Source organism: Aliiroseovarius sp. CAU 1755 (assembly GCF_054482655.1).
Genome location: NZ_JBTLRH010000005.1, coordinates 14347 through 36032, shown reverse-complemented (window position 1 = coordinate 36032; position 21686 = coordinate 14347). Strand labels below are relative to the sequence as shown.

Sequence of the window (21686 nt, the reverse complement as noted above, 5' to 3'; positions counted from 1 at the left end):
ATGAATTTTTTGCGCCCTCTTCTTCTGGCACTTGCCCTGCCAACCGCCGCCCTCGCCGAGGCCACGCCTCAAGGCGGTCCGCTCGATGTCCGCATTCGCTATGCCGTTTATAACGAGAACCAGGTCTTCCGGATTGAAACCGATCTGCGCCATTCGACCACAATCCATTTCGGGCGAGGTGAGCGCTTCGAGGCCGTGATTGTCGGCGACACCGAGAGCTTCCAGGTCGATCCGATCCCTGAGCTTGGCAATGTACTGACCATCAAGCCCCACGTTGAGGGTGCCTCCACCAATATGACCGTGATCACCAATCGTCGAAGCTATTCCTTTCATTTGCGCGAAGGATCAATCCCGAACCGGTCGGGCATGTTCTTCGAAGTGCGGTTCCGCTATCCGGAGGACGAACGCCGGACCACAACACCCAAAGGGTTTGAGGCTCTGCGCAACTACGCCTATCTTGTCTCCGGCGAAAGTGATTTCCGCCCCGCATCAGTCTATGACGACGGGCGCTACACCTACTTCACATTCCCTGAGAACGGTCGCCAGCCCGCAGTTTTCAAAGCTGATGACCAGGGCCGCGAGCGTACCGTCAACTGGACGCAAGATGGCCACACCGTCCGGGTGCTCGGTGTGAATGACTACTGGACGCTGCGCATTGATGACGAGGCGCTCTGCATCGCGCGGGATCGATCCGCCATTTACGTGAGCAACTGACCATGGCCGAAGATCCCAATCTGCAAGAGCGCCTCGATACGTTCAAAGACGGCAAGACCAAACCACGGTCCGGTGGCATCGGCGTAGGAGCCTTGGCCATAGCTCTGGGACTGAGCGGTGCCGGCGTTGCCTATTGGCTCGCAACCACCGCCCAGGACGATCCGGCATCACTTGAGACATCCGAGGTCACGCCATTCCAGGATGGACGACCCGGTGGTGGGCGGTTGGAGTTTCCGCCTGATGAGACCGATCGGCGGGTCGATGATGCGCTCATCGCGGTCGAGGAGGCTCTCGACGTTCCGGCCACCCCAAACCCGGAACCGAGCCGCGAAGTGCTCGACGAACTGGCCCGTCTGCGCGAGGCCCTCGCCGCCAGCCAATCCGAGCGAAATGCAGAGATTCAGGCTGCTGTCGGGGATCTGCGCGAGGCTTTCGATGCTCAGACCAAGGCACTTGAGGAACAGATCGCGGAGCGTGAACGTGATCTGGCCGCCCTTGAACGGGAAAACACCGCCCGTCTCGGCAGCCTGCAAAGCCTGCTCGATGCAGAACGCGCCCAGCGGGAAGCGCTCGAGGTCGAGCTGCACCAGGGTGCCCTCATTGCCGACCAACGTCTTCTCGAAGAACGCCGCCGTCAGGAGGAAGAGCAGCGCCAACGCGAAGCGGAACGGGCGGCGGCGGAACTCCTCACCGCGCAAATCCGCTCGCCCGCCATCGTTTATTCTGATGGGCAAGGCACTGCAGTTGCCTCACCAGGTACACCGGGTGCAACGCCAGCCGGGCAAAGCACACCCCTTAGCGAAAACGAGGCCTATCTCCAAACTGCCGCTCGTCCACTTGAGATTGAGGAAGCCACCCGCATGGAGTTCCCGGACCGCACCCTCGCGCAAGGCTCCGTGATCCAGGCCTCGCTACAAACCGCAATCAACAGTGACCTGCCGGGCAATGTTGTTGCGGTTGTTTCTGAACCCGTGCCGGCGTTTTCCGGTGATCGGATCCTGATCCCGCGTGGGTCACGCCTTTTTGGCCAATATCGATCCGGCATCGAGGTGAACCAGAAGCGGATACTGATCCTTTGGAATCGCATTCTCACACCCGATGGTACCTCGATTGATATCTCCGCGGTCGGGGGGGATCAGCTTGGTCGGTCTGGTCTAACCGGCTTGGTGGACACGAAGTTCCTGGAACGCTTTGGCGGGACTGCACTGATTTCGATCATTGGGGCGGCACCATCCGTGGCCGCTGAGCGGGTTCAGGATGAAACCGCCGCCGATGTTCTCGCCAACATCGGCTCGGACCTCTCTGATGCAACGGGTTCCGTCATCGCCGATCAGGTGTCGATGTCACCGACGATCTATGTCGACCAAGGCGCCAGCGTGACCGTGTTGGTCGACAGGGACGTGGTAATCTATTGAATGAGACTTCCCTGCCAGCCTCTTATCTCGAACGCTACCTCGCGCCGTTCGAGCGCTGGCTCTCCGATGACGATGTGATTGAACTGGCTATCAACCCTGATGGCCGGCTGTGGATCGAACGGCGTGGGTCCGTTGCCATGGAATGCAGCGACCAGACTGTTGATCCATCAGATGCAATCAATCTTGGCACAACCATCGTCGGCGATGCGAAGGCCAAAGTGTCAGAGAAACATCCCTTGGTGTCGGGGAAGGTGGAGTTCAGGGGGCGACCTTTGCGCGTGCAAGTCGTGGTTTCGCCAGCCGTCGAGAAAGGCGCCGCGATCACGATCCGGCTCTTCGGGAAGGCGGACATCCGAACCTACAATCCGGCGTATCTCCAAGGAAAGGCGGTGTCTTTAACCGACATCCGCGCGGAGAAACTGGCAGCAATCTCGGAGCAAGCCAAAGCCGATCTGCCAGGCGCGCTACAGGAACTCGTTGAGAACCGCCTCAATATCCTGGTAAGCGGTGGTACCTCGACGGGCAAAACGACATTTGCGCGACACCTGCTGACCCATGTTCCAGACGCCGAACGGCTCATCACCATCGAAGATGCGTTCGAGTTGTTCCCGCATCAGCTAAACTCGGTGTGCCTGCTCGCAGATCGGGTCAAGGAAAGCCCTCGTTCGGCTGGCGCGTTATTGCAGGCCTCTTTAAGAATGCGGCCCGATCGGATCGTTGTTGGTGAGCTACGAGGTCCTGAGGCGCTCACATATTTAGAAGCGATCAATACAGGCCATGGTGGGTCGGTTTCCACGATCCATGCGGAAACCGCCGAGTTGGCCATTGATCGCCTGGCGATCATGGTCCTGCAAGCGGGAACGCCGCTGACTTTTGCCGAGGTGCAGACCTATATCAGGAAATCGATTGATGTGATCGTGCAGTTGGGCAGGACCGAAGGGCGGCGCGGCATCGCTGAGATATTAGTATTGCAATGAATGACGTTTCCAGCATCAAGTCGTAGAGCTGCTATTCAACGTACCAAGAACCAAGGTTCGTATGGGTCGCACGAGTTAGCGAGATTTGCTCGGCGTCCCAATCCAAGCAAGCCTGTCGCCTTCATCCCCACGGTAGCTCTTCGACAAATTTTCGTTCTGCTCTGAGATTCTTAGGTTCCTCCAGTCGCTTGCTCCATTCATCAACGCCGATCAGATCAAACGAAAAATGTGGGTTCTTACCGTGAACCCGTTCGGTGTGGCCTTGGCCCATATCTGCGCCCTTAGGCGCGACCGCAGCTTCAAGAAAAGTCGGGGTAGTCAGCGCTGCGATGAGGTATTCCGACCAATCGCCTTTTTCGACATGGATGGCTCTTTGATCTTCGAGCAAATCAATTGCGCGTAACGCGAGTTGCTTTGCGCGTTTGCGCTCATTTGCGAGTGCTCTTGTTTGAAGCCTCAGGATTACAGGATGTAGATAGGCGGCATATGCGCGAGCCGAGTTTTCGCGCCCGAGCAAAACTTCACCTGCTTCGACGAGGAAATTGAGGTATGTTCGCTCTGAACAACCGTGGTAGAGAATGTCGAGATAAACTTGGTCGAGACAGGATTCCGCCGGCTCTAGAAATCCTTGCCGTCGAAACAGTTCTGCCATTGAGATTTCGAACCCCAAGACTTCGTGGAAATTTGAGGCAGTCGTCGAACGGATCATGTTTGATATACAGACAGCAATTGCTTTGGAGAGATCGCTTTGGCCTGTCACTTCATCCACTTGCGAGCGCTCAGCGAGGCTACGAATATACGGAAGGGCGCGATCTCTGCGAATTGTTGGGCGTAGGTCTTGGCGCTCTAGCCCGCGGTAGAGATGTATCGCCTTGTCATGATCCCCAGATAAGTGGGCGATGTGGGCGCGTCTGGAATGAAGGCGTTCCATAAGTTTCTCGACAGACTCAGCGCCAATCTTAGCATTCGTTATGAGCTTCTCGGCTTCATCCCACATTCGAAGAGCACGATCGAAATCTCCCATTACCCCTGCGACCATGGCCTCATTTAGAAGCGACTTGCAGTGTGTCGTGTGATCTTCGCTCTCGGAAGCAAGTCCGGAAAGCCGCGTAAAGACCTCCGCAGCTTCTTCCGCGCGGCCAACATCCAATAGAGCGCAGGCTAGATCGTTCAAGAAAAACGGCGCGTCGCAGGCAGGCATGCCCAGGTGGCCCACCTCGTAACCATCATCGCCGCAGAGCAGTTGCAGAACTTCGAGCTTAAGTTGGTAGGCGCCAAACCGTCGCGTCAATTGCCGACCCTTGCCGTTGAGCATCCTACGGAAGACAACCCAATAGCAGAAACGCCAAGCCTCTTGCGGGTTACAACCCAAGACCTTTCCCCTGATTGGGTCGGGGACGCTGAAGGTGATTAGATCATGATCGTCGTAGTCTGATGGTGAGAGAGTAGGTTTCTTGCCTGGACGTTTAACTACATTTCCGCAGGCGCGCATCAAGTGACGGATGACTTCTGGCAGAAAGAAGATGTCGTCATCCGCACGACCCTTCACGTAAGGCAATTCCTGACTTAGCGGGAGGTCGCCACGCTGCTCAAACATGCGTTTAGCGGTGTAGAAATGAACTACTGAACGCGTGTACTTCGCGTTTGCGCCAGACTGCATCCAGTTGTCTTGAATGACAGCTTTCACGCCGAGGGTCATCGCATAGTTGAAGCTTCCCGGGACATCCGAGGGACTCAAGCGTACTAGACTGTCGTATAGCTTATCACCTGCAAAAGCGCGGCACTGATCTGGTTTGAGGGGTTGAATTCTGTTTTGGCCCTTGGAGGAGATGTATCGGACGGCGTCGTCGGTTAGCCAATAGAGCGTAGTTGCACACCAATTCAGAAACCGCGGCCCTGGTTTGTCATCATCTCCGGCCTCAGTGCGCAGAATTCGAAAGTACGTTTCTGCCTCGCGAACAAGAGATTTGATGTCCGGGCATTTTTCCAGATCAATCGACCCAGCAAGTTTTGCGAAACCCTGGGTTGGATCAAAGTATGACTCGTTTTCCATGTTAGAGGCGAAGAAAGCGCGCAGTCGGATGGACGCTGGCCAGATCTCAATATCCTCAACTTGGTCGTAGTGCCAACGTGCCTGCTTCAACCTTGCGTCGGCGTCGTGTAGCCGGCCTACACTCCCTCTAAGGGAAAGGAAGCGGTTCATTTCATATCTGAAAAACGCAAACCGGTGACCGGTCGCGACCCGAAGGCTGCTGCTAGCTGTGTTGTTTTGTTCATCTGAGTTTGTGCTCGCAACTTGGCTTGCGGAAATCAACAGAAGCATCGCGTGGTCGGAAAAGTCCTTTTTCTGCCGTACTGCTATGATGAACTGTAGGATCGGGGATCGGCTTCTTACAAGTTTTGTTGTCGTGTAAGAAGCCCCATGCAAAACGACGAGACATCGTTTTTCGACCATTGCCGAAATGCGCGTTGCATCTGCATTGGCGTCATCCGGATCGAGGCCCAGATGGCGACTGAGTTCACGCAACTCACTTCTCCCGTCCGTGGCACAGGGGTCAAAGTACAGGTGGAAAACAGAGGCGTAGGCTTGCGCAATGGCGTTGGCGTAACAGAGTTGGTCAGCGACGAAACTTGCTCCACTTTGAAACGGCGCCACCCATTCAACGATTGCGCTGTTAGTTTGTACGAGTTGTTGGGCGATGCTATCCAAGGCATCCTGCTCTTCTGCACAAAGCGTCAGATCATCGGGTGTGTCGCCTCTGGTATCTGAAAACGCGACCACCGGTGGCGGCAGGTAGTCGTTGTCAGGAAGCACACCGGCATTTCTCAGCGCCTCAACAAACTCTTCCTTCGTCGCTGCATCGAATATGCTTGAAGGGAATCCACATGCTTTAGCCAGTTCTGTTCTAAATTTTTGCCGGGCAAAGGCATCTTTAATCTTGCTACTTACATGAGGGGGTCTGGGACCTACTGTTAACCATCTCGTTAAGTAGGTCGAAAAGGTTCGTCGGTTCTTCTGGTCGTCTGGGTTGATACCGAACAAGGGCAGCAGATCGCGTTGCTTGGCGATGCCGCATGTGTCAGTCGTTGTTCGATAGTGACTATAGTTGTGCCAGAAATAGGCAAAGAGTTCAAAAGCTTCCAAAACTGGCCTCACGCAAGATCACGCCACTTTGCAATATTTTTCAATTTTGGCAAGGCCAAAAGCAAGAACCGATTTTGTTGCAACTGCAGTTGCGAGGCGATTGCAAGACTGCATTCTGCAACCGGTCACGACGAACAAAATTGAATAGCTTTTGATGTTCTGCTTAACCGATCATGCCGCATCGGGATTCCTGCGCGAGGCTGGTTCGGCATTTCGGCTTGGGGGTGGTTCCAAATTAGGACCTGGTGCCCACCCCCGAGCCACCAATTAAGGTTTGGCTGTTCTGATGACCTCGGAACGAAGAGTCAAGCCTCCAAATGTGAAAAGCAAAAGATGGTGTGGGAGGCACAACATGACCAGAAACCCCTTAAGCAGCGCCGGTGAGCATTCACCGCAGCATTGCGCATCCTGCGGCTGTCCGCTGGTTTTGACGCGCGGTGACATGGCAAACCTGATGCGAGTGATCGCGAAACCCGGCAACCTTGAGCGCCTGAAGCGGCTGCTGGATGCGGACGGCCAGTGGGACGCCATTTGCCCTGATCAACCAGGGGGGCCGAATAATGTCTAACTTCCTGATCAATGCCACCCAGGCAAATACGCCCACTTGCACACTTTGCAAGCTTGGCTCGTGCAACCAGAACGGCGACGTGATTTACGCGGACAACAATGCAACTGGGCGTCGTATATTGAACTATGTCCCCGAATTGGCGCTGCTCGAAGTAGTCCAGCAGGGGGATATGGCTGAATACGTCAATCCGAACGCTGACCGTGGGCCCGTCGGGCGCGAACTCAAACGGGCTCTTGCAACGCTTGAAGGCATAAATGACGATCAGATCGTTATTGACGGCTCCGGGCTGAATCGCCTCAAGTTGCTGCCCAATCTCTATGGCGCAAAATCTGTGGTCACCATTGCGAACGATTTTCCCGGCTACAAGGCTGCGGCGACGTCCTGCAATTTGCCTCACCACGAAATCCCTTGCGGCATCTGGGAACCTCGGCTGAGAGAGGACGAAGCAGTCAAGGTGGTTGCGGCGTTGGACAGGCCGATTGTGTTTTTGTCTATGCCTGTCACGAACCCTGGGCAAACGGTAGTCGGATTGGACGTGGCACATGCGATCCTTCAGGCAAACCCAAGGGCCTTTGTAATCATCGACTCGGCCTATCGGCGCGACAACGTGCTGAGCGAGGACTACGTGCGGTTCGCGCTGCAGCATGAACGGGTTCTCTATATGAACGTCGCCGCAAAGGACCTTGGCTCTTGTGGCGCGCGCGCGTCGTGGATGATCGGAACGAAAGAGATGCTTGACCCCATTCGCCAGGATGTTTGCCCATATCCGGTCTCGATGCATGCGGCCCGTTTCTTGGCCAAGTTGGCTGCGAAATCGCATTTGGTCGACAAGATTCACGCCGTTCAGCGCGCCGCAGTGGATGTCTATCGGGATTGGCTGCCCAGTACTGGGCTGAAGTACAAGACAGGGGCTGGGCCTTGGGTGCTGGTTCACATCGGACCCGATGTTTCCAGTGTCGTGAAAGACCTCGAAGAATCGCAGGGGATCCTGGTGCAAGACCAAGCTGGAAAGGCAACAGACTTGACCGGCTGGATCCGTATCTCGGCGAATGTTCCGTGCGATGCGGTCAAAGTTGCGGCAGCGTTGTCGGAACGCATGTTGGCCATGAAAGTAGCCTAAAGTCACTCAGTAAACTGAGGCGGAGCGGGTCTCTGACCCGCTCTTTCTTTTTGCGCACAATACCTGTTTTGCTTTCCCAACTGTGAGCCGTTATCCCCCCAACAGGTCCTCAATGAAACTCTCTTGCCGGTCCAGCACTTGCTCCCACTCCGGCGGCACCCCATCGTCACGGTCCATCTCCTCCGGCCGCAAGTCATCAGCATCGGGTCTTGCCGCCACCGCCCGCATCGCCCTAGCCTGACGCCGCCGGGACCGCGATGTGCTGACGGTCTCCGGTTCCTCAGCATCTTCACCGTCACCGCCACCATCGACCCAAGGCCCTACCCCTTCCACGCTCGGAGGATAGGGAAAGTCCCTGCCCTCCTGCTGCTCGGCCATCCCTTTGAACAGTGGATCGTCGTAATACTTGATGCGCTGCACCTTGATCGGATGTTGCGGCGAGGCAAGGATGATCACCTCGTCAGGATTCAGCAGTCGAGCCTCGGTTTCCGAGAGCAGCGGCCTTTCTTCCAAGCGCGCGCTGGTCGATGTCGCCCCGAGAATTCCCTTGTTACGCCCATACATGCGTGTGACGGCCTCTCGCGTCGTGCTACCCACGGCGGCGGAAACCTCCCGCACCGTGCGTTGGTCTCGCGGCGTGATGTAGAGCTTGAGCCCTGCCCCGTTTTCCAGGCTCTCACGGCCCTCGGAGCCGTAAATTCGGTCCAGCGCCGCCAATGACTGGGCGATCATCGCCACGCGCCCGCCATAGCTCGCCAGCGAATGGATCGCGCGTTCGAGATAAGGCATGGCTCCCATCTGCTGGAATTCATCGATCATCATCATGACGGGCCAGGGCTCGTCGGGGCCCGGTTCGTTCAGGCGCAGGCTGGCGATGAGATCAGCGAACATCAACCGCAGGAGTGGTGCCAGCGTGGCGATGTGATCCTCGGAAACGACGATGTAGAGCGAATGCGGTTTGCGCCGGAACTGGCTGAAGTCAAAGTCACTGGCCTCGGTCGCGGACCGCACCGCCGGGTTGTCCCATTGCTTGAGGCCTGCCGTCATCAGGGCCTGGATGTTAGACGTCAGAAGCCGCGAAGAGGCGCTTGCCGCATTGGTCCAAAGCTCGCGCACCACCTCTTCCTTCGCCTCCTCGGCATAGGCGCCGTACTGGGCGTTCTTGTAGTCGCCCGCTGAGACAATCTTGTTGACCTCACCCAGGGTCGGTGTCCCGCGTTGGATTGCCAGAAGACAGGCGGCCACGAAGATCGATTTGCCCGCCTCGGAGAAGGTGTCGAGGGTTTTGTTGTCCTTGTCGAGGAAGAGGTCGGCAAGGATCGAGACCTCGGTGAACTGCTGGGCGAAACTGGGGTGCCTGGCGATGCGGGCAAGGGGGTTATAGCGGTGCGTGCTGTTCGCCCAGTCGAACGGGCTGAACCGGAAAACCTCGTCGCCATTCATTGCCCTCAACCTCGAGGTCTTGTCGAAATTCTCGCCCTTGACGTCGAGCACCACGACGGATCCTGCGAAGGACAAAAGGTTCGGGATCACAAAGCCAACGCCCTTACCGGCCCGGGTCGGGGCCACCATCATCACATGCGGGATTTCAGTGGAGGAAATGAACTCGGCTTTTGATTTCGGCTTCCCGAGCTTGCCACAGACAAAGCCTTTTCCCGGGCCTTGCAGCATGCCGTTCTTTCGAAGCTCCACCTTGGTCTGCCAATGAGCCGAGCCATAGTCATCCTGTTCCCGTTTCCAGGTCCAGGCGGCGGCGAGAACGCCAAGCCCGAGTGCCCCGAAGCCGACAGCCCCAAACGCCACCTTGAAGGCTTCCGGGTGCGCAAGGCGCAAACCCGCACCGGCACGCCAGACGGCAAACATGTCGAACTGGCCAAAACCGGTGCGCAGCGCCAGCGCCAGGTAAAAGCTGGCGACAATGGTGCCCAGCAGCGTGCCACAGATCAGACCGAAGGGCACCGCGGCCCAGAGAGGAATGGGTTTCATGGGTAGTGCTCCGGTCATAAGGAAAGATCGTCGTCGAGATCGCGCCCGAGGTCTCGGGATTTGGTCTGCTCGGCTTCCATCTGCCGGGCCACCTCCGTCACCTTGTCCTGCTGAAGAGCCGCAGCACGGTCGGTGAAGAACTGATCGCCAGTTTCCTCGTGGGTCATTTCAAGGAACTCCTGCGTGACCGTGATCTGATCGATCTTGCCGGGCAGCGCGTCTTCCAGCACCGCGTAGTTGCCGCGCCGCAACTCGGCCAGGCCTTCCTCACCCAACTCCTTGAAGAGCTCGGCCTGCAAGGTCCGCTCGACCACCTCTTCCTGTTCTTCAGTGAGCGCGCCCTCCTTCAGCATATCCGCCAATTCTTGCAGATAGGCATTCGGACCCCTGTCGGCGTCGTCCACCAGTAAGAGCTCTTGTCCGTCCTCAGCACTGAGCCCTGCCCCGACCGGAACACCCAGTTCCCGCGCCCTCTCCATGATGCGGTCCATCACGCCATCAACCTTCGCGAGCGCGGCATCGAGTTGGTCATCATTGGCGGTCTCCACCGTGAGACCGTCCTTCGCCAATACGGCCCCCATGTCCCGCTCGACCCAATCCTGCGCCAGCCCATAATTCGTGGTGCCGCCCGAGACGATCCGGGCGGTGAGATCGTCGCCGTCGATCCAGGCTTCCCGCGCATCCGGCAAGATGCCCTCCAGAGCCTCGTCCCGCCCCGATTGCAGCGCTTCGATCAGACGCGCGTCCCCTGCCCCCGGCGGATAGGGCTCCGCCAGGTCACGGCCGAACCGCGCCCTCAGATCGGGGTCCGGCACCATCTGCGATAGATCGCGAATGATCGGTGCGGCTTTCACCTCGAAGCTGACGCGTGCCTCGCCGTCCAATTCCTCGGCCTTCAGCCGCAGGGCCTCGATGGTACGCTCGGAATACTCGATCGCATCCCCGACGGTCTGGATGTCCTTCATGTCAATCTCTCCTGCAGTGAACTGGTGAACCGTGTTGGTGCCAAGCCCCTTGGCCATGACCCGGATAGCGCGGGCGAGGTGGCGCTGATCCATGCGATCGAGAAGATCGGCGAGCTTGGCATAGTCCTTAGCAAAACCCACGACCTGGGCCTGGGCGATGGCGGATTCCTCCGGTGTCATCGCGATCTCTCGCGGCAATCGCGCCTCTTCCTTGGCGCGGTAAATCTCTTCGATGCCGGGAGCCTTGGCAAAGATGCCGCGCTCGAGCCGCGTGGTGGCGTCCAGCATCACGCCGTAGCCTTCGGCGATCTCCGCCTGTTTCTCGCGCATGAGCTGGGGCGACATCACCCCCTCGGCCCAGCAGGAGAACCAGGTGCCCTGCTCGCGGCCACGGTTGTTCAGAACAATATGCGCGTGCCGGTGTGCGCGGTCATCATGGACAGCCAGCACATAGTCCCACTGGTCGCCGTATTCGCCGCTCTCGAAGAAATGCTCTGCCCAGTCGAGCGCGATGTCCCGGACCTTGTCGGCGCTGACATCTGTCGGGAAGGATAGCAGCATATGCGATGTGAACCCGAGCTTGGTGGTCCCCCGCCAGGTCTCGGACCAAGCCTCGATGATCTCCTCCTTCTGCGCGCCTGTCAGAACCGCCGCCTCATCCAGCGGATTGGTCATCGTCGAATAGGTGAAGACCGCCTTGTCGTTGACGTAGGAAAGCTGGTTGCCAAGAGAGGCCCGCGTCTTACACCCCCCTGCCCTGATCCGCTTGAACACCGCCGCCCGGCTTTGGCCGGATGCCGCCTTGGCGATGTTGCGCGCCGACAGCCGTCCAACCCGCTCGTAGCTGCGCCCCTGTCGACGACCCGCCAGCCGTGCATCGATCCGCGCCTGGGCCTTGCCCCGGATGCGCTCATCCTCCCAGAGGCGCCCCATGACCGAGGTGTAGAGGGAGAGCGGATCAGCCATGTAGAGCGTTCCGGTTCTTCGCTTTGGTATCGTGTATCGGGGTTCGCGTTCGAGGCTTGCCGAGAGGCAGCGAACCCCGATCCGACTTTGAACCGGAACGCTCAGCAGCCTCCCCTGCCCTCTCGGCCTCATTTGCCTCGACAACATCCGGCAGCCCCACGCCGCGCTGCACCTGTGCCAGTTCCTTCATCGCGCCAAGCTCGCGCGTCATCTTCTGAGCCAGCACGACAAGCTCGGAAACCAACACCCAATCCTCGTCCGTGAGCACCAACCGTCCCCGCCGCACCGCCTTGGCCAGCGTCATCCCTGCATCGGTCAGATCGCGCGATTGACGCCAGGCCCCAACAAACCCGTCGAGCCGATCTGCCGTCACATCCATGAACCCACAGCGCGCGCGTACCACAGCTTTCAGGGCCTGGCTGCGGTTGGCGAAACCACGCGCCTGCCAGTCCTTATCAAAGGCAGAAAGCTCGGATTGAGAAGCCCGGAAGGTGACAACCTCGGACGGATCGCGAACTGCAAGACCTTCACCGATCTCCTCCTTCGCCAGCCGCGAAACGTGCCGCACTGACACACCGAATTCGGCTGCCAAATCCCGCGCCGCTTCGCCGGTCTGGAACCGCCGTGCGATCTCGATCCGCTGTTCAAGCGTTAGGTTTTTCGCCGCTCGCGGCATCTTAGACCCCTCGGACAAAATGTGTATACATTTGCCATATCCTGCCAATGTCTCTTCTTACTACGTTTTATATATTCTCTACGTTCATGTCAATTCATCTTTAGTTGAAACAGGGTGATTCTGGGAGTCGAATGGGCGTTTCAGAATACCCTCAAGGTCCAATCCTTGCTAAGCGAATTGGCCTTGGTTGACTTGGGCACCACGCACATTCAGAGGCCACCGGCTCCGCGTAAGGGGCACGAAAAAGCGGGGCAAACGGGCGCAAAAAAAAGGCCACCCGCAGGGGGTGACCTTTTAGGTTTCAGGAGTGCATTCGACGGTCGGTCAGGCGACAATCCCGTCGTGATCCGTGAGCGCCATGCCTTGCGTAACTCCGACAAAGAGCGGCGTGATTTGGTATTCGTCGTTCTCGCTCTCAGGCGGCGTGACAGCAACAATTGCGACGGCTGGTTCACCGTCGAGGAAGCAGGAGAACAGCGCGAAATTATCGTGCTGGCCTGAAGTCAGCGCCTCAAAGGCGCTGATGTGTTCAGGACGGATATTGGCACTCATGTGACGGTCCCTCCAGCCTCGCGTGCGCGCACGGCATAGGTGCTGAGTGGCGCGTTGGCTTTGAAGTGGAGATCCCGCTCGATCGGTAGACCGAGGCGGCCACGGTGTGCCTTGAGGATGCTGAGGCGAACTGAGCCCAGTTCGGGAAAACCAAGGCCGAGATCGCACAATCCGAAAGCGATGTCGGGATCCTCCGGGTCGGTTTCGCTGAGGAGCCAGGTGGCGCCACCGTCTGGCGTGAAGAGCTTGACGACTGGGTGATGGTCGATAGTGTCCTCGCCGGCATTGATGCGTGCCTGGTTGGCACAGCCATTGGCGGCCAAACGGTCGAGAATGGGTTGAGGCAGAAGTTCCATTGTGTCTGTCCTTCGTATGAAATGTCGATGATGTTGGCGGGAGGGGCGCGAGGCCCCTCCCCGGCCGGGTCACTCAGTGACCTGGCCGTCGTCGCTGTCAGCTTTCGGCTCAAAGAGGACGAGCTCGCCATTCACCGGGTTTGCGAAGAGCTGGATGGTCATGAAGGACTTGGCGCCTTCGTTCTGCGGGAAGGCGACGCCCACCTTATGGAAGCGGGTCTTGCCATCTTTGCCGGTGTCGGGGGTGGTGACGGTGTAGTACTTGGTCATATCGGTTCTCCTTCGTTTTCGATGCAAACGGGAGACCGGGACCGTCCGGACCGGCTGTCAGGCTGAACTTTGGTGCGCGAGGAATGACTGCGAAGCAGTCAGGGGAAAGTTCTGCTTGAAGGGAGCGCTCGCGCGACCGGCAAACGGGACAGGTCACGGAGATTGCATCAGGAAGAAAACGAAGGGGAGCCGAGGTGACCAGGCTGCGTGCCGATCACTCCCGTCCGCAGAATGGAATGCCTCACATCAGGTGTGCGACGATCACCGACCTGTTTAAGGACCAACACCGCATGTCTATCCGACGCACTCGATTGCGGGGCTACGTGAACTGGTTTGATTGTTCTGTTGAACCGAAAGCAGCCGGTCGGTCAACACGCGGCGAAATCTCGGAGAGAGCCCTTGTGCTCGATGCAGCGCGTCGCTCAAACAGCAGGAACCTGCACAAACCTGCTGCTCAGAATTGCCAGCCAAAATGATGCGAAGATGGTCGGGATCGAGCCAAGATGCGCCATTCGCTGCGCAGTGAAAATGCAACGGCAGAGTTTTCGATATGCGGGCGTTGGTGAAATCGAGCAGCGATTTGGCGGGGGCCGTCGGTTGGTGAACCTGCAAGAGGCCGCAAATCCCAAAGAACAACGCGCTCATTCCAATTGGTTTGAGTGCGCAATGTCAGGGACTTCAGATATCGCAGGTGTGCTCTGCCCTCACTTGGGTTCCATTTTCGCAACACGACCGCGGCGCACAACACGAGTGACGGCGAACAGGCCGAACGCCGCGATCATCGCAATGAACATTGCGCCATTGCCGAGTTTCAGGAGTGGATGCATGGCCAGAAGCACTCCAGCGCCAAAAAATGTCGGCAGGTATCCAGAAACGCCGCGCAGTCCGTCTCGGGACGGCACCCTTCGGGCCCGCGGCAGAACCGTTGTCTTGCTTTGGTAGTCCGCATAGATCTGTCCGTACCTGGTACGCAACCTGTGGTCTTGCAGGGCAGAACCGGCGAGCGTCAGGACGACGAAACCACCGAAAAAGACACCCATGGCCAGGGTGCTGGCCAAGAAGACGTGCGCCGCCGCGAACAGGGCGGTTCCGACAAAGAACGGGTGACGTGTGATTGTCTCGATCCCTGCGGGGGGGCGCACCGGCTCCTGTTGCCGGCGCGATCTCAGGCGCAGCGCGACAATTGGGGACCTGAAATAGACCTGAAGTCCTGACAGCAACATCACAACCCCCAGAAACGCGAAGAGGCCGAAAACGAAGCGCGCAGGGGCAATGGCACCAAGCCCGAACCCAGGAGCGCCACTTGCCCCATAGACCCACGTCGTCACGAACAATGCTGTCAGACCAAGGAGCGCGAGCAGTGTATAGATGATCACGAAACCGCGTGCCCCGATACGCTCTAAAAGCACCTGCCGCAGCCGGGTTGAGCTGAGAGCAACATGGGCCCCGCCAAAAAACAGCCAGGCGCATAGTATGATCATGGCTGGCGTCATTGCGCCGACTTTCCAAGTTCAATTGCGGCCAGAAACGTCGCCTCAACCATGGCTTCGGTGATCGGCGGAGGAGCCAGGTTCATTTCTATATGCATGCGAACGGCGGCCAAGGGCGCCTCGGCGAGGGCGTAGGTCGCGATCCGTACCTGCGGCTCGCCTCGGCATCCGAACGCCCGATCGCAGAAATCGAGCAGTTTCTCCGACAAATCACGACGCAGGTCTCGAGCGCGGTCCGACATAGCTTCGGGCCAACTATCACACAGAAATTCCGATTGCCGGAACAGCAGCATGATACGTGCCTCTTCGGGCCGCTTGCGCACCCATTGCGGCACATACCGGACCGTAGCCAAACCACCGGCTATGGGATCACTCTGAGCAAGCCGCGCGCCAAAGCCCTGTTGAAATGCTTCCGCAGTCCGCAGCCAAACTTCGCCCAGAAGCACGCTGCGCGACGCGAACCGATGGTAGAGCGAGCCTGTTGGGGCGCCGAGCTCTTGCGCCACCCGGACCATCGTAGCGCCGCTCGGCCTGTGCTGCGCAGCGACGCGGGTGGCCGCGTCAAGAACTTGGGAGTGGGTGAATTTCGCAGGTCGGGCCATAGATTTAGAATGGCTGTTCTAGAATAAAGAGTCTACAAAAATCGCACTGCAGGAAAGGGGCCGATGCCTCCAATGTCGTGATGCGCCGAAACCGGTCATTGGCCGGACCGACGTGAACGGCGGCAAGGTCCGCATCTTACCAGTTCATGCGCCGCTCAGCGAACGGCGGTGTTTCCTGAACCGGCCACTCGTGACCAGCGCGGCGAATGTGTCGAAAGAGCCCATTCATACCGATGCTGCAATCGCTATGAATGGCTGCTTCAAGTATTCGGAAGCAGTTCTTTTTTGGTGCGGACATCTTTACTCGGGGGCAGTCCAAATTTCCGGCTGTAGTCGCGACTGAAATGCGTCGGGCTTTCATAACCCACGGAAAGTGCAGCCTCTGACACCGTTTGGCCCTGGTCTAACAGCATTCCGCGCGCCTCGATCAGTCGCAGGTCCTTTTGGTATTGCAGTGGGGTTGTGCCCGTGACCGACTTGAAGTGTTCGTGAAAGGACGATGGGCTCATGCCTGCCGTACTGGCAAGGTCCGAAATCCTTAATGGAGACCTAAGCTCGACTCGCAGCATGTGAATTGCTTTTGCAATCCGGCTGGCATGGCTATCAGCGATCAGAAGACGCCGTAGCATCCGCCCGATCGGTGAAAGCAGGAGGCGGTAGTGGATCTCTCGCAGGATCGAAGGCCCGAGAACCTTTGCGTCCATCGGGTCGCGCATCAACTCGATATACCGGGTCAGCGGCGCAAGCCATTCTGGATCGGCACGTGACGTCGACAAAGAGCGGGCATCGGCCGCTGGCGGGTTTGCATCCGCGACCTGATCATAGAGGCTTCGAACCAACCCCAGATCGAGGGACAGGATCACGGCGATATACGGCTCTTGCTTGCTTGCCTTGGTGATGCGGGACAGGACTGGCAGGTCGTGACTGACAAGGAGGGCATCACCGGGCTGCAAATCCACGCGCTGGTCACCTATTGACGTGACTTTGGAACCTTGCAGGATCAGGCACACGACCGGCTCGTAAATCATGGACTCAACTTCGCTGACGGCATCCCGGCAATAAATGGAAAGGCCGGGTAGCTCCTGAAAGCTCTTTGAGTTATCAATGTGATACTGGCTTGCCAGTTTGACGAGATGTATCAGGTTCATTGAGTTCTCCTTGGTTGAAACTCTACCGGAGCTTCACAGCACTTGCAGCAATAAACCATCTTTTCGGAGGAATAGGCAGATCATTGAGAGGATGTGGCAGGCGCTACATGGCTAAGGCGGTTAAGTTCAGCGTCAACAATCAAGGAGTGCACCCCATGTCGTCTATCCAATCCCAATTCCTCGATCTAACGGATCATCATGCCCGTTATGACGCGATTGATCCGCAATCAGCGCTCAAAGGCAGCGCGGAGGGCAAGGTCATCTTCATTGCTGGTGGGTCGCGGGGGATCGGTCAGGCAACGGCTATGGCATTTGCCGAAGCGGGTGCCAAGGCCGTCTACTTGACGGCGCGCTCAGCGGAAGCGCTTGAAGCGACGCAAACCATGGTCAGAAAAGCTTATCCGAATACGCAATGCGCCTTTTCGGTTTGTGATGTCACCCATGCGGCGCAGGTAGCAGCGGCGATTGAGGATTGCGCAACGAAATTTGGCGGCATTGATGTCGCCGATGCCAACGCAGGCTACCTGGGGCCATGGGGCAAGATCGGTGAAAGCGATCCCAAAGGTTGGTGGCGCAATTGGGAAGTCAATGTGCAAGGCAGCTACCACGTGATCCGCTTTGCCCTGCCGCATCTTATTGATAGCGCGAAGAGGCTGGCAAACGAAGGACGCAGCGGTGGTCATCTCATACTGCTCTCCTCCATAGGCGCGCAGTTTGTGATGCCGGGGGCGTCGGATTATCAAACCGCCAAACATGCCATAAACCGACTGTGCGAGTTTGTGCAAAGCGATCACGACGAGGATGGGATCAAATGCTTCGCGATCCATCCCGGCGGTGTCGCGACCGAACTTGGGCACAACATGCCTGAACACATGCATGAGTATCTCGTCGACGATCCGGACTTAGCCGCGAGTTTCGCTGTTTGGCTGTGTTCTGGCGGTGCAGATTGGGCTAAGGGCCGGTATCTCAGCGCGAATTGGGATGTCGAAGAGCTGGCGGCAATGAAGGCTGAAATTCTGCAAAACGATCTTCTGGTGAACAGACTGCGCGCAAGATCGTGAAGTCTTGGCCGCGGTCGCTACAACAGACCTATAGGAGGCCGGCGCGAACGACGGCATTGCCCCGCTCAGTACCCATTTGTCTTCGACGCTGTGAATGGCGGCAAATTTCCGAGACCAGAGCTTCAGGCGGGTCGCAGAGAATGGCCGGGGAGAGCCCTCTTTAACCGATGCTGGGCCGTGCATGAGTGTCCGCTTTGGTTTCTTGCAATCTTCCTTGCGGCCAGTAAAACTCAAATCATGCCAACATTACATATCATTGAGGGCCCGGTCGGCGCGGGGAAAACAACCTACGCCAATAAACTGGGTCGCGATTTAGGAACACCGCCACTTGTCTTGGACGCTTGGATGACAAATCTGTTCCAAGCTGACCGGCCAGAGGTTGATCTATGGCCTTGGTATGCGGAACGCAAAGCGCGCTGTATTTCCCAGATTATGGACTTGGCACGTCGTGCGCTTGATCATGGAAACGATGCAATAGTCGAACTCGGCCTCGTAAGGATCGAAGACCGTGTTAAGCTATATGCTGATCTTGAAAGCGGGGATCGCACATTTCTAGTGCACGTGCTTGAGACGCCGCGCGACGAACGTAAACGCCGCGTCGCGAAAAGAAATGCCGATCAAGGCGAAACATTCGCAATGCACGTCAGCAACGAAGTTTTTGAGATCGCCTCAGATATGTGGGAACCTATTGACGAAACTGAACGCAACGGGCGCGCTGATAAGTTCAATATAGTAGATTAGTCATTGCTTGAGCGCTTTCACTGCGAACTAGGATGTAGTCCTAGGAAAAGCGGACATCTATTTCGCGGCTCTGAACGGCAACCAAGTCCGCTCTCTAGACCTTGATGCTAGGTGCAGCGAAGGTCCACAGTTTCTCAAACCAGCTCGAATTGAGGCCACCTAAGCGGCCACCTCGTCCGGCTTGGGCTGCAATCCATGCAGGTAGTCGACGGCCTTCTGCGCGTGGGCAGCAGCCTGGAAGATGAACCGCTTCTCATTTCGCAGTCCTTCGAGCCAATGCGCGATATAGGCGGCGTGCTCATCGCGCGGTTCAGGTGACAAACCAAGATCAGCTGCCAGAAACGCGGCGCCAAGCTCAGCAACCAGCTCTTCCTGGGCATAGCCTTCGTCGCCCCAGCGTTTGCGGCCGAAGTTGCGATCAAGGCGCTTGGGGTGGCGAGTCCAGTGTGTGATCTCATGCCCGAGGGTTGCGAAATACGCCTCCTGGGATTCAAAGGTCTCGAAGGGTGGCATCTGCACGTAATCGGCATCGACCGCATAGAAGGCTTGATTGCCGCCATGGCGAATGTCGGCATTGGTCGCAGCAAAGTACGCTTCCGCATCCGCATCGCGCTCGGTGGTCTCGGGCATCGGCTCAGACACCTCGTAGTAGGTCTCAGGCAATCCCTCGATCTGATCGACGTTGAAGACCGTGTAGCCCTTCATGAAGGGGATCTCGATCTCACGATCCTGGCCCGCATCATCGGTCTCGGATTTGCGCATCTTGTCGGCATAGATGACGAGTTGACCCTTGGAACCTTTTCGAACCTGCCCGCCGAGCTCGAGGGCTTGTCTGTACGTCATCCACGTCGGGGCGGCGTAGCCATGAGCGACGGAGGCTGCCCAGAGCAAGATGATGTTGAGGCCGCGGTAAGCGATGCCGTTGTGGCGCAGGGGCCGGGTGATGCGACCGGCAAGGTGCTCGGCGCTCCAAGGTTTGTGCCAGGGTCGGGTGCCAGCCTCGAGATCGGCAATGATCTTCTCGGTGACGCGGGTGTAGATGTCAGGCTTTGCCATGTGATCCTCCATTGTCTCGTCCCCGTGCGGGACGCGGGAGGAAATGGCGGGCGCAAAAAGCCGACGGGGCATGGTCAACACGGGAGCGTCAGCGAATGGAGCGGGCAGACCATTGCGCGGTCGGCGGCGTCTGCCAGACCCGCGATCCCCTTGCTCGCACGGGGATGAGACGAAGGAGGTTGATGGTGGGAAGCTGAAATCATCCGCAGCGCCACAACGACAAATGCGCACTCGCGCGAGATCACCCGATCTTGCAGATCAGGCTAGGTTCACGAAACCGGCTATATTCACTGTTCAGCAAATTTGAGCTTGGCGGAACCATCATGTTCGGCGGCTGTCGAAGAGCTATCTTACAATCGACGACAAGCTGAGTATGGCGTCACGCGAGAATGGCGGGGTTCTGGCCGGACCAGATTGCGAATGCCTTCGCGGTCTCGATCAAGATTGATTCCTAGACGCCATGCAGCTTCGCAAATGCCAATTGATCAGGGACGGTGACCTCCATGAAAAACGAGTTCACCCGGCCTATTGTGATCTCGCCCACATTCAGCGCCGCCGCCAACGCGCGACCATCCAGATAGGTCTGATATGGCGCGTTCACAGTCGTGAGCAATGTTGTTTGCATCTCCAGGTTCATACCGGCCCAGTTATGGCGACGTCACCCTGGAACAGCCCACTACGCTGACGCGAGCCGTTCCAAAGCAGCCATCAAAGGCATTGCACGAACGCCGCCCTGCCCAGGCACGTCCTTTTCGTCGGCATAGACGAGGATCCGTTCCGATACATCTAACTCTTCGGCTGCGGTATGAAACCCGCGCGTGACTTTCGGCGACGTCGTCCGCTTGATTTCGATGCCCCAAATCTGGCCTCTAGGGAGCTTCAAAACCAGATCAATCTCCGCACCGGCTGATGAACGATAGAAGCTCGCCTCGGTCCCGCGGGGAGCGGCAGCAATCAGGTTCTCGATGCAGAAACCTTCCCAGCTGCCACCCACGACCGGATGCCCCAGCAAGTCTTCCTGTGCCTCAATCCCAAGAAGTGCGTGGGTCAGTCCGGAATCCCGAATGTAAACCTTGGGCGATTTGACCAATCGCTTTCCCGCGTTTGAATGCCAGGGCGGCAATCGCCGCACCAGCATCAGATCGACAAGCAGGTCGAGATACCGGGCAATGCTTTGTCCCGAAACACCAAGATTGCCTGCAAGCTTGGCTGCGTTCAAAAGCCCCCCTTGCTCGTGCGCCAGCATGGTCCAGAACCTTCGCAATGTCTCGGCGGGGATGCGCAACCCGAAGGAAGGAATGTCGCGCTCAAGATAGGTCCGGATGAAATCTTCCCGCCAAGTGAGGCTGGCCCGATCACTCTTCGCGAGATAGCTGTCAGGAAAGCCACCACGCAGCCAGAGAGTGGACATCGCATCCGAACCAACCTCAGGCAGCATGAAGGGCGTCAGTTCGTGATAGCTGACCCGGCCAGCCAGCGATTCCGCGCTTTGGTGCAAAAGCGTGTTCGACGCAGATCCCAACAACAGGAATTGCCCGGTCCGATGCCCCTGCCTGCGCCGCCGGTCGATTTGCCCCCGCAACGCGCCGAACAGACCCGGCACTAGCTGCACCTCGTCAATCACGACAAGACGGCCTACCTGTTCGTCAAGATAAAGATCCGGTACTTCCAGAACTTGGCGATCAGCGGTTCGCTCCATGTCGAGATAGACCGCGTCGCGGCTTTCCGCTATGTCCTGAGCAAGTGTCGTTTTGCCGACCTGCCGCGGCCCAAGAAGGACAACTCCCGCTTGGTTCTCCAGTGCTTCTTCGACTGATTTTCTATGACTGCGCTCGATCATACCTTGCATTTATTCCATGTCGTGGAAGATTTGCAAGG

Annotated in this window: 21 protein-coding genes; 7 read left to right on the top strand and 14 right to left on the bottom strand. The window is 57.8% G+C overall.

All coding sequences use genetic code 11. The features are described 5' to 3' along the window. Genes ACXYMP_RS15895 through ACXYMP_RS15885 form a run of 3 tightly spaced genes read left to right on the top strand, consistent with a single transcriptional unit; the run spans nt 1 to nt 3106 of the window. On the top strand, nt 1-714 hold the full coding sequence (locus tag ACXYMP_RS15895) for a TrbG/VirB9 family P-type conjugative transfer protein (protein WP_458907591.1): 714 nt from the start codon (nt 1-3) through the stop codon (nt 712-714). Nucleotides 715-716: 2 nt separating this feature from the next. Beyond that, nucleotides 717-2129, top strand: coding sequence for a TraB/TrbI/VirB10 family type IV secretion system protein (locus tag ACXYMP_RS15890; RefSeq protein WP_458907589.1), 1413 nt, complete (start codon nt 717-719; stop codon nt 2127-2129). Further along, the gene (locus tag ACXYMP_RS15885; protein WP_458907587.1) at nt 2126-3106 is read left to right on the top strand and encodes an ATPase, T2SS/T4P/T4SS family; all 981 of its coding nucleotides are present in this window, start codon (nt 2126-2128) and stop codon (nt 3104-3106) included. Before ACXYMP_RS15890 ends, ACXYMP_RS15885 begins: the two co-directional genes overlap by 4 nt. 121 nt (nt 3107-3227) lie before the next feature. Here ACXYMP_RS15885 and ACXYMP_RS15880 read toward each other — a convergent pair whose 3' ends face one another. Further along, nucleotides 3228-6251 carry a hypothetical protein gene (locus tag ACXYMP_RS15880; RefSeq protein ID WP_458907585.1) on the bottom strand — a complete coding sequence of 1008 codons (3024 nt, stop codon included), beginning with the start codon at nt 6249-6251 and terminating at the stop codon, nt 3228-3230. Nucleotides 6252-6603: 352 nt separating this feature from the next. Between ACXYMP_RS15880 and ACXYMP_RS15875 the strand changes: the two genes are divergently transcribed. Beyond that, entirely contained in the window at nt 6604-6819 is a 216-nt protein-coding gene (locus ACXYMP_RS15875; RefSeq protein WP_458907583.1) for a hypothetical protein, read from the top strand. 79 nt (nt 6820-6898) lie between these two features. Further along, on the top strand, nt 6899-7939 hold the full coding sequence (locus tag ACXYMP_RS15870; protein WP_458907581.1) for an aminotransferase class I/II-fold pyridoxal phosphate-dependent enzyme: 1041 nt from the start codon (nt 6899-6901) through the stop codon (nt 7937-7939). A 90-nt stretch (nt 7940-8029) separates the two neighbouring features. On the opposite strand, the gene ACXYMP_RS15865 is transcribed toward ACXYMP_RS15870, so the two are convergent. From ACXYMP_RS15865 to ACXYMP_RS15820, 10 genes are all read right to left on the bottom strand, one after another. After that, nucleotides 8030-9925: a type IV secretory system conjugative DNA transfer family protein gene (locus ACXYMP_RS15865; RefSeq protein ID WP_458907579.1), complete on the bottom strand. Its 1896-nt coding sequence runs from the start codon at nt 9923-9925 to the stop codon at nt 8030-8032. A 14-nt stretch (nt 9926-9939) separates the two neighbouring features. Further along, nucleotides 9940-11856 (bottom strand): relaxase/mobilization nuclease domain-containing protein, encoded by a 1917-nt coding sequence (locus ACXYMP_RS15860; protein ID WP_458907577.1) that lies wholly within the window; start codon nt 11854-11856, stop codon nt 9940-9942. Then, nucleotides 11849-12532: a ribbon-helix-helix domain-containing protein gene (locus ACXYMP_RS15855; protein ID WP_458907575.1), complete on the bottom strand. Its 684-nt coding sequence runs from the start codon at nt 12530-12532 to the stop codon at nt 11849-11851. Before ACXYMP_RS15855 ends, ACXYMP_RS15860 begins: the two co-directional genes overlap by 8 nt. A 324-nt stretch (nt 12533-12856) precedes the next feature. Further along, on the bottom strand, nt 12857-13084 hold the full coding sequence (locus ACXYMP_RS15850) for a hypothetical protein (protein WP_458907573.1): 228 nt from the start codon (nt 13082-13084) through the stop codon (nt 12857-12859). Continuing rightward, a complete protein-coding gene (locus ACXYMP_RS15845) occupies nt 13081-13440 on the bottom strand; it encodes a DUF2958 domain-containing protein (RefSeq protein ID WP_458907571.1) in 360 nt (119 codons plus the stop codon). The genes ACXYMP_RS15850 and ACXYMP_RS15845 overlap by 4 nt, the downstream gene beginning before the upstream one ends. A gap of 69 nt (nt 13441-13509) precedes the next feature. Then, nucleotides 13510-13710, bottom strand: a complete 201-nt coding sequence (locus ACXYMP_RS15840; protein ID WP_152456230.1) for a hypothetical protein — start codon at nt 13708-13710, stop codon at nt 13510-13512. Between the two features lie 294 nt (nt 13711-14004). Further along, a complete protein-coding gene (locus ACXYMP_RS15835) occupies nt 14005-14355 on the bottom strand; it encodes a hypothetical protein (RefSeq protein ID WP_458907568.1) in 351 nt (116 codons plus the stop codon). A gap of 59 nt (nt 14356-14414) precedes the next feature. Further along, nucleotides 14415-15191, bottom strand: a complete 777-nt coding sequence (locus ACXYMP_RS15830; RefSeq protein ID WP_458907566.1) for an NnrU family protein — start codon at nt 15189-15191, stop codon at nt 14415-14417. A gap of 8 nt (nt 15192-15199) precedes the next feature. Next, nucleotides 15200-15802 carry a TetR/AcrR family transcriptional regulator gene (locus tag ACXYMP_RS15825; protein ID WP_458907564.1) on the bottom strand — a complete coding sequence of 201 codons (603 nt, stop codon included), beginning with the start codon at nt 15800-15802 and terminating at the stop codon, nt 15200-15202. A 260-nt stretch (nt 15803-16062) separates the two neighbouring features. Beyond that, nucleotides 16063-16950: an AraC family transcriptional regulator gene (locus tag ACXYMP_RS15820; RefSeq protein WP_458907562.1), complete on the bottom strand. Its 888-nt coding sequence runs from the start codon at nt 16948-16950 to the stop codon at nt 16063-16065. Nucleotides 16951-16964: 14 nt separating this feature from the next. On the opposite strand from ACXYMP_RS15820, the gene ACXYMP_RS15815 reads away from it, so the two are divergent. Further along, entirely contained in the window at nt 16965-18011 is a 1047-nt protein-coding gene (locus ACXYMP_RS15815) for an SDR family oxidoreductase (protein ID WP_458907560.1), read from the top strand. A gap of 237 nt (nt 18012-18248) precedes the next feature. Continuing rightward, nucleotides 18249-18752, top strand: a complete 504-nt coding sequence (locus tag ACXYMP_RS15810; protein ID WP_458907558.1) for an AAA family ATPase — start codon at nt 18249-18251, stop codon at nt 18750-18752. 159 nt (nt 18753-18911) lie between these two features. Here ACXYMP_RS15810 and ACXYMP_RS15805 read toward each other — a convergent pair whose 3' ends face one another. The 3 genes from ACXYMP_RS15805 to ACXYMP_RS15795 form a co-directional block, all read right to left on the bottom strand. Continuing rightward, on the bottom strand, nt 18912-19808 hold the full coding sequence (locus ACXYMP_RS15805; protein WP_458907555.1) for an ArdC family protein: 897 nt from the start codon (nt 19806-19808) through the stop codon (nt 18912-18914). 451 nt (nt 19809-20259) lie between these two features. Beyond that, the gene (locus ACXYMP_RS15800) at nt 20260-20445 is read right to left on the bottom strand and encodes a hypothetical protein (RefSeq protein WP_458907553.1); all 186 of its coding nucleotides are present in this window, start codon (nt 20443-20445) and stop codon (nt 20260-20262) included. Between the two features lie 39 nt (nt 20446-20484). Then, on the bottom strand, nt 20485-21648 hold the full coding sequence (locus tag ACXYMP_RS15795) for an ATP-binding protein (RefSeq protein ID WP_458907551.1): 1164 nt from the start codon (nt 21646-21648) through the stop codon (nt 20485-20487). Between the last annotated feature and the right edge of the window lie 38 nt (nt 21649-21686).

Coding starts and splice junctions, on each gene's coding strand:
- ACXYMP_RS15850 (WP_458907573.1), bottom strand. CDS start 13,084: ATGAGTGCCAATATCCGTCCTGAACACATCAGCGCCTTTGAGGCGCTG.
- ACXYMP_RS15810 (WP_458907558.1), top strand. CDS start 18,249: ATGCCAACATTACATATCATTGAGGGCCCGGTCGGCGCGGGGAAAACA.
- ACXYMP_RS15865 (WP_458907579.1), bottom strand. CDS start 9,925: ATGAAACCCATTCCTCTCTGGGCCGCGGTGCCCTTCGGTCTGATCTGT.
- ACXYMP_RS15875 (WP_458907583.1), top strand. CDS start 6,604: ATGACCAGAAACCCCTTAAGCAGCGCCGGTGAGCATTCACCGCAGCAT.
- ACXYMP_RS15895 (WP_458907591.1), top strand. CDS start 1: ATGAATTTTTTGCGCCCTCTTCTTCTGGCACTTGCCCTGCCAACCGCC.
- ACXYMP_RS15830 (WP_458907566.1), bottom strand. CDS start 15,191: ATGATCATACTATGCGCCTGGCTGTTTTTTGGCGGGGCCCATGTTGCT.
- ACXYMP_RS15835 (WP_458907568.1), bottom strand. CDS start 14,355: ATGAGCGCGTTGTTCTTTGGGATTTGCGGCCTCTTGCAGGTTCACCAA.
- ACXYMP_RS15820 (WP_458907562.1), bottom strand. CDS start 16,950: ATGAACCTGATACATCTCGTCAAACTGGCAAGCCAGTATCACATTGAT.
- ACXYMP_RS15860 (WP_458907577.1), bottom strand. CDS start 11,856: ATGGCTGATCCGCTCTCCCTCTACACCTCGGTCATGGGGCGCCTCTGG.
- ACXYMP_RS15890 (WP_458907589.1), top strand. CDS start 717: ATGGCCGAAGATCCCAATCTGCAAGAGCGCCTCGATACGTTCAAAGAC.
- ACXYMP_RS15840 (WP_152456230.1), bottom strand. CDS start 13,710: ATGACCAAGTACTACACCGTCACCACCCCCGACACCGGCAAAGATGGC.
- ACXYMP_RS15825 (WP_458907564.1), bottom strand. CDS start 15,802: ATGGCCCGACCTGCGAAATTCACCCACTCCCAAGTTCTTGACGCGGCC.
- ACXYMP_RS15805 (WP_458907555.1), bottom strand. CDS start 19,808: ATGGCAAAGCCTGACATCTACACCCGCGTCACCGAGAAGATCATTGCC.
- ACXYMP_RS15800 (WP_458907553.1), bottom strand. CDS start 20,445: ATGAACCTGGAGATGCAAACAACATTGCTCACGACTGTGAACGCGCCA.
- ACXYMP_RS15855 (WP_458907575.1), bottom strand. CDS start 12,532: ATGCCGCGAGCGGCGAAAAACCTAACGCTTGAACAGCGGATCGAGATC.
- ACXYMP_RS15845 (WP_458907571.1), bottom strand. CDS start 13,440: ATGGAACTTCTGCCTCAACCCATTCTCGACCGTTTGGCCGCCAATGGC.
- ACXYMP_RS15795 (WP_458907551.1), bottom strand. CDS start 21,648: ATGATCGAGCGCAGTCATAGAAAATCAGTCGAAGAAGCACTGGAGAAC.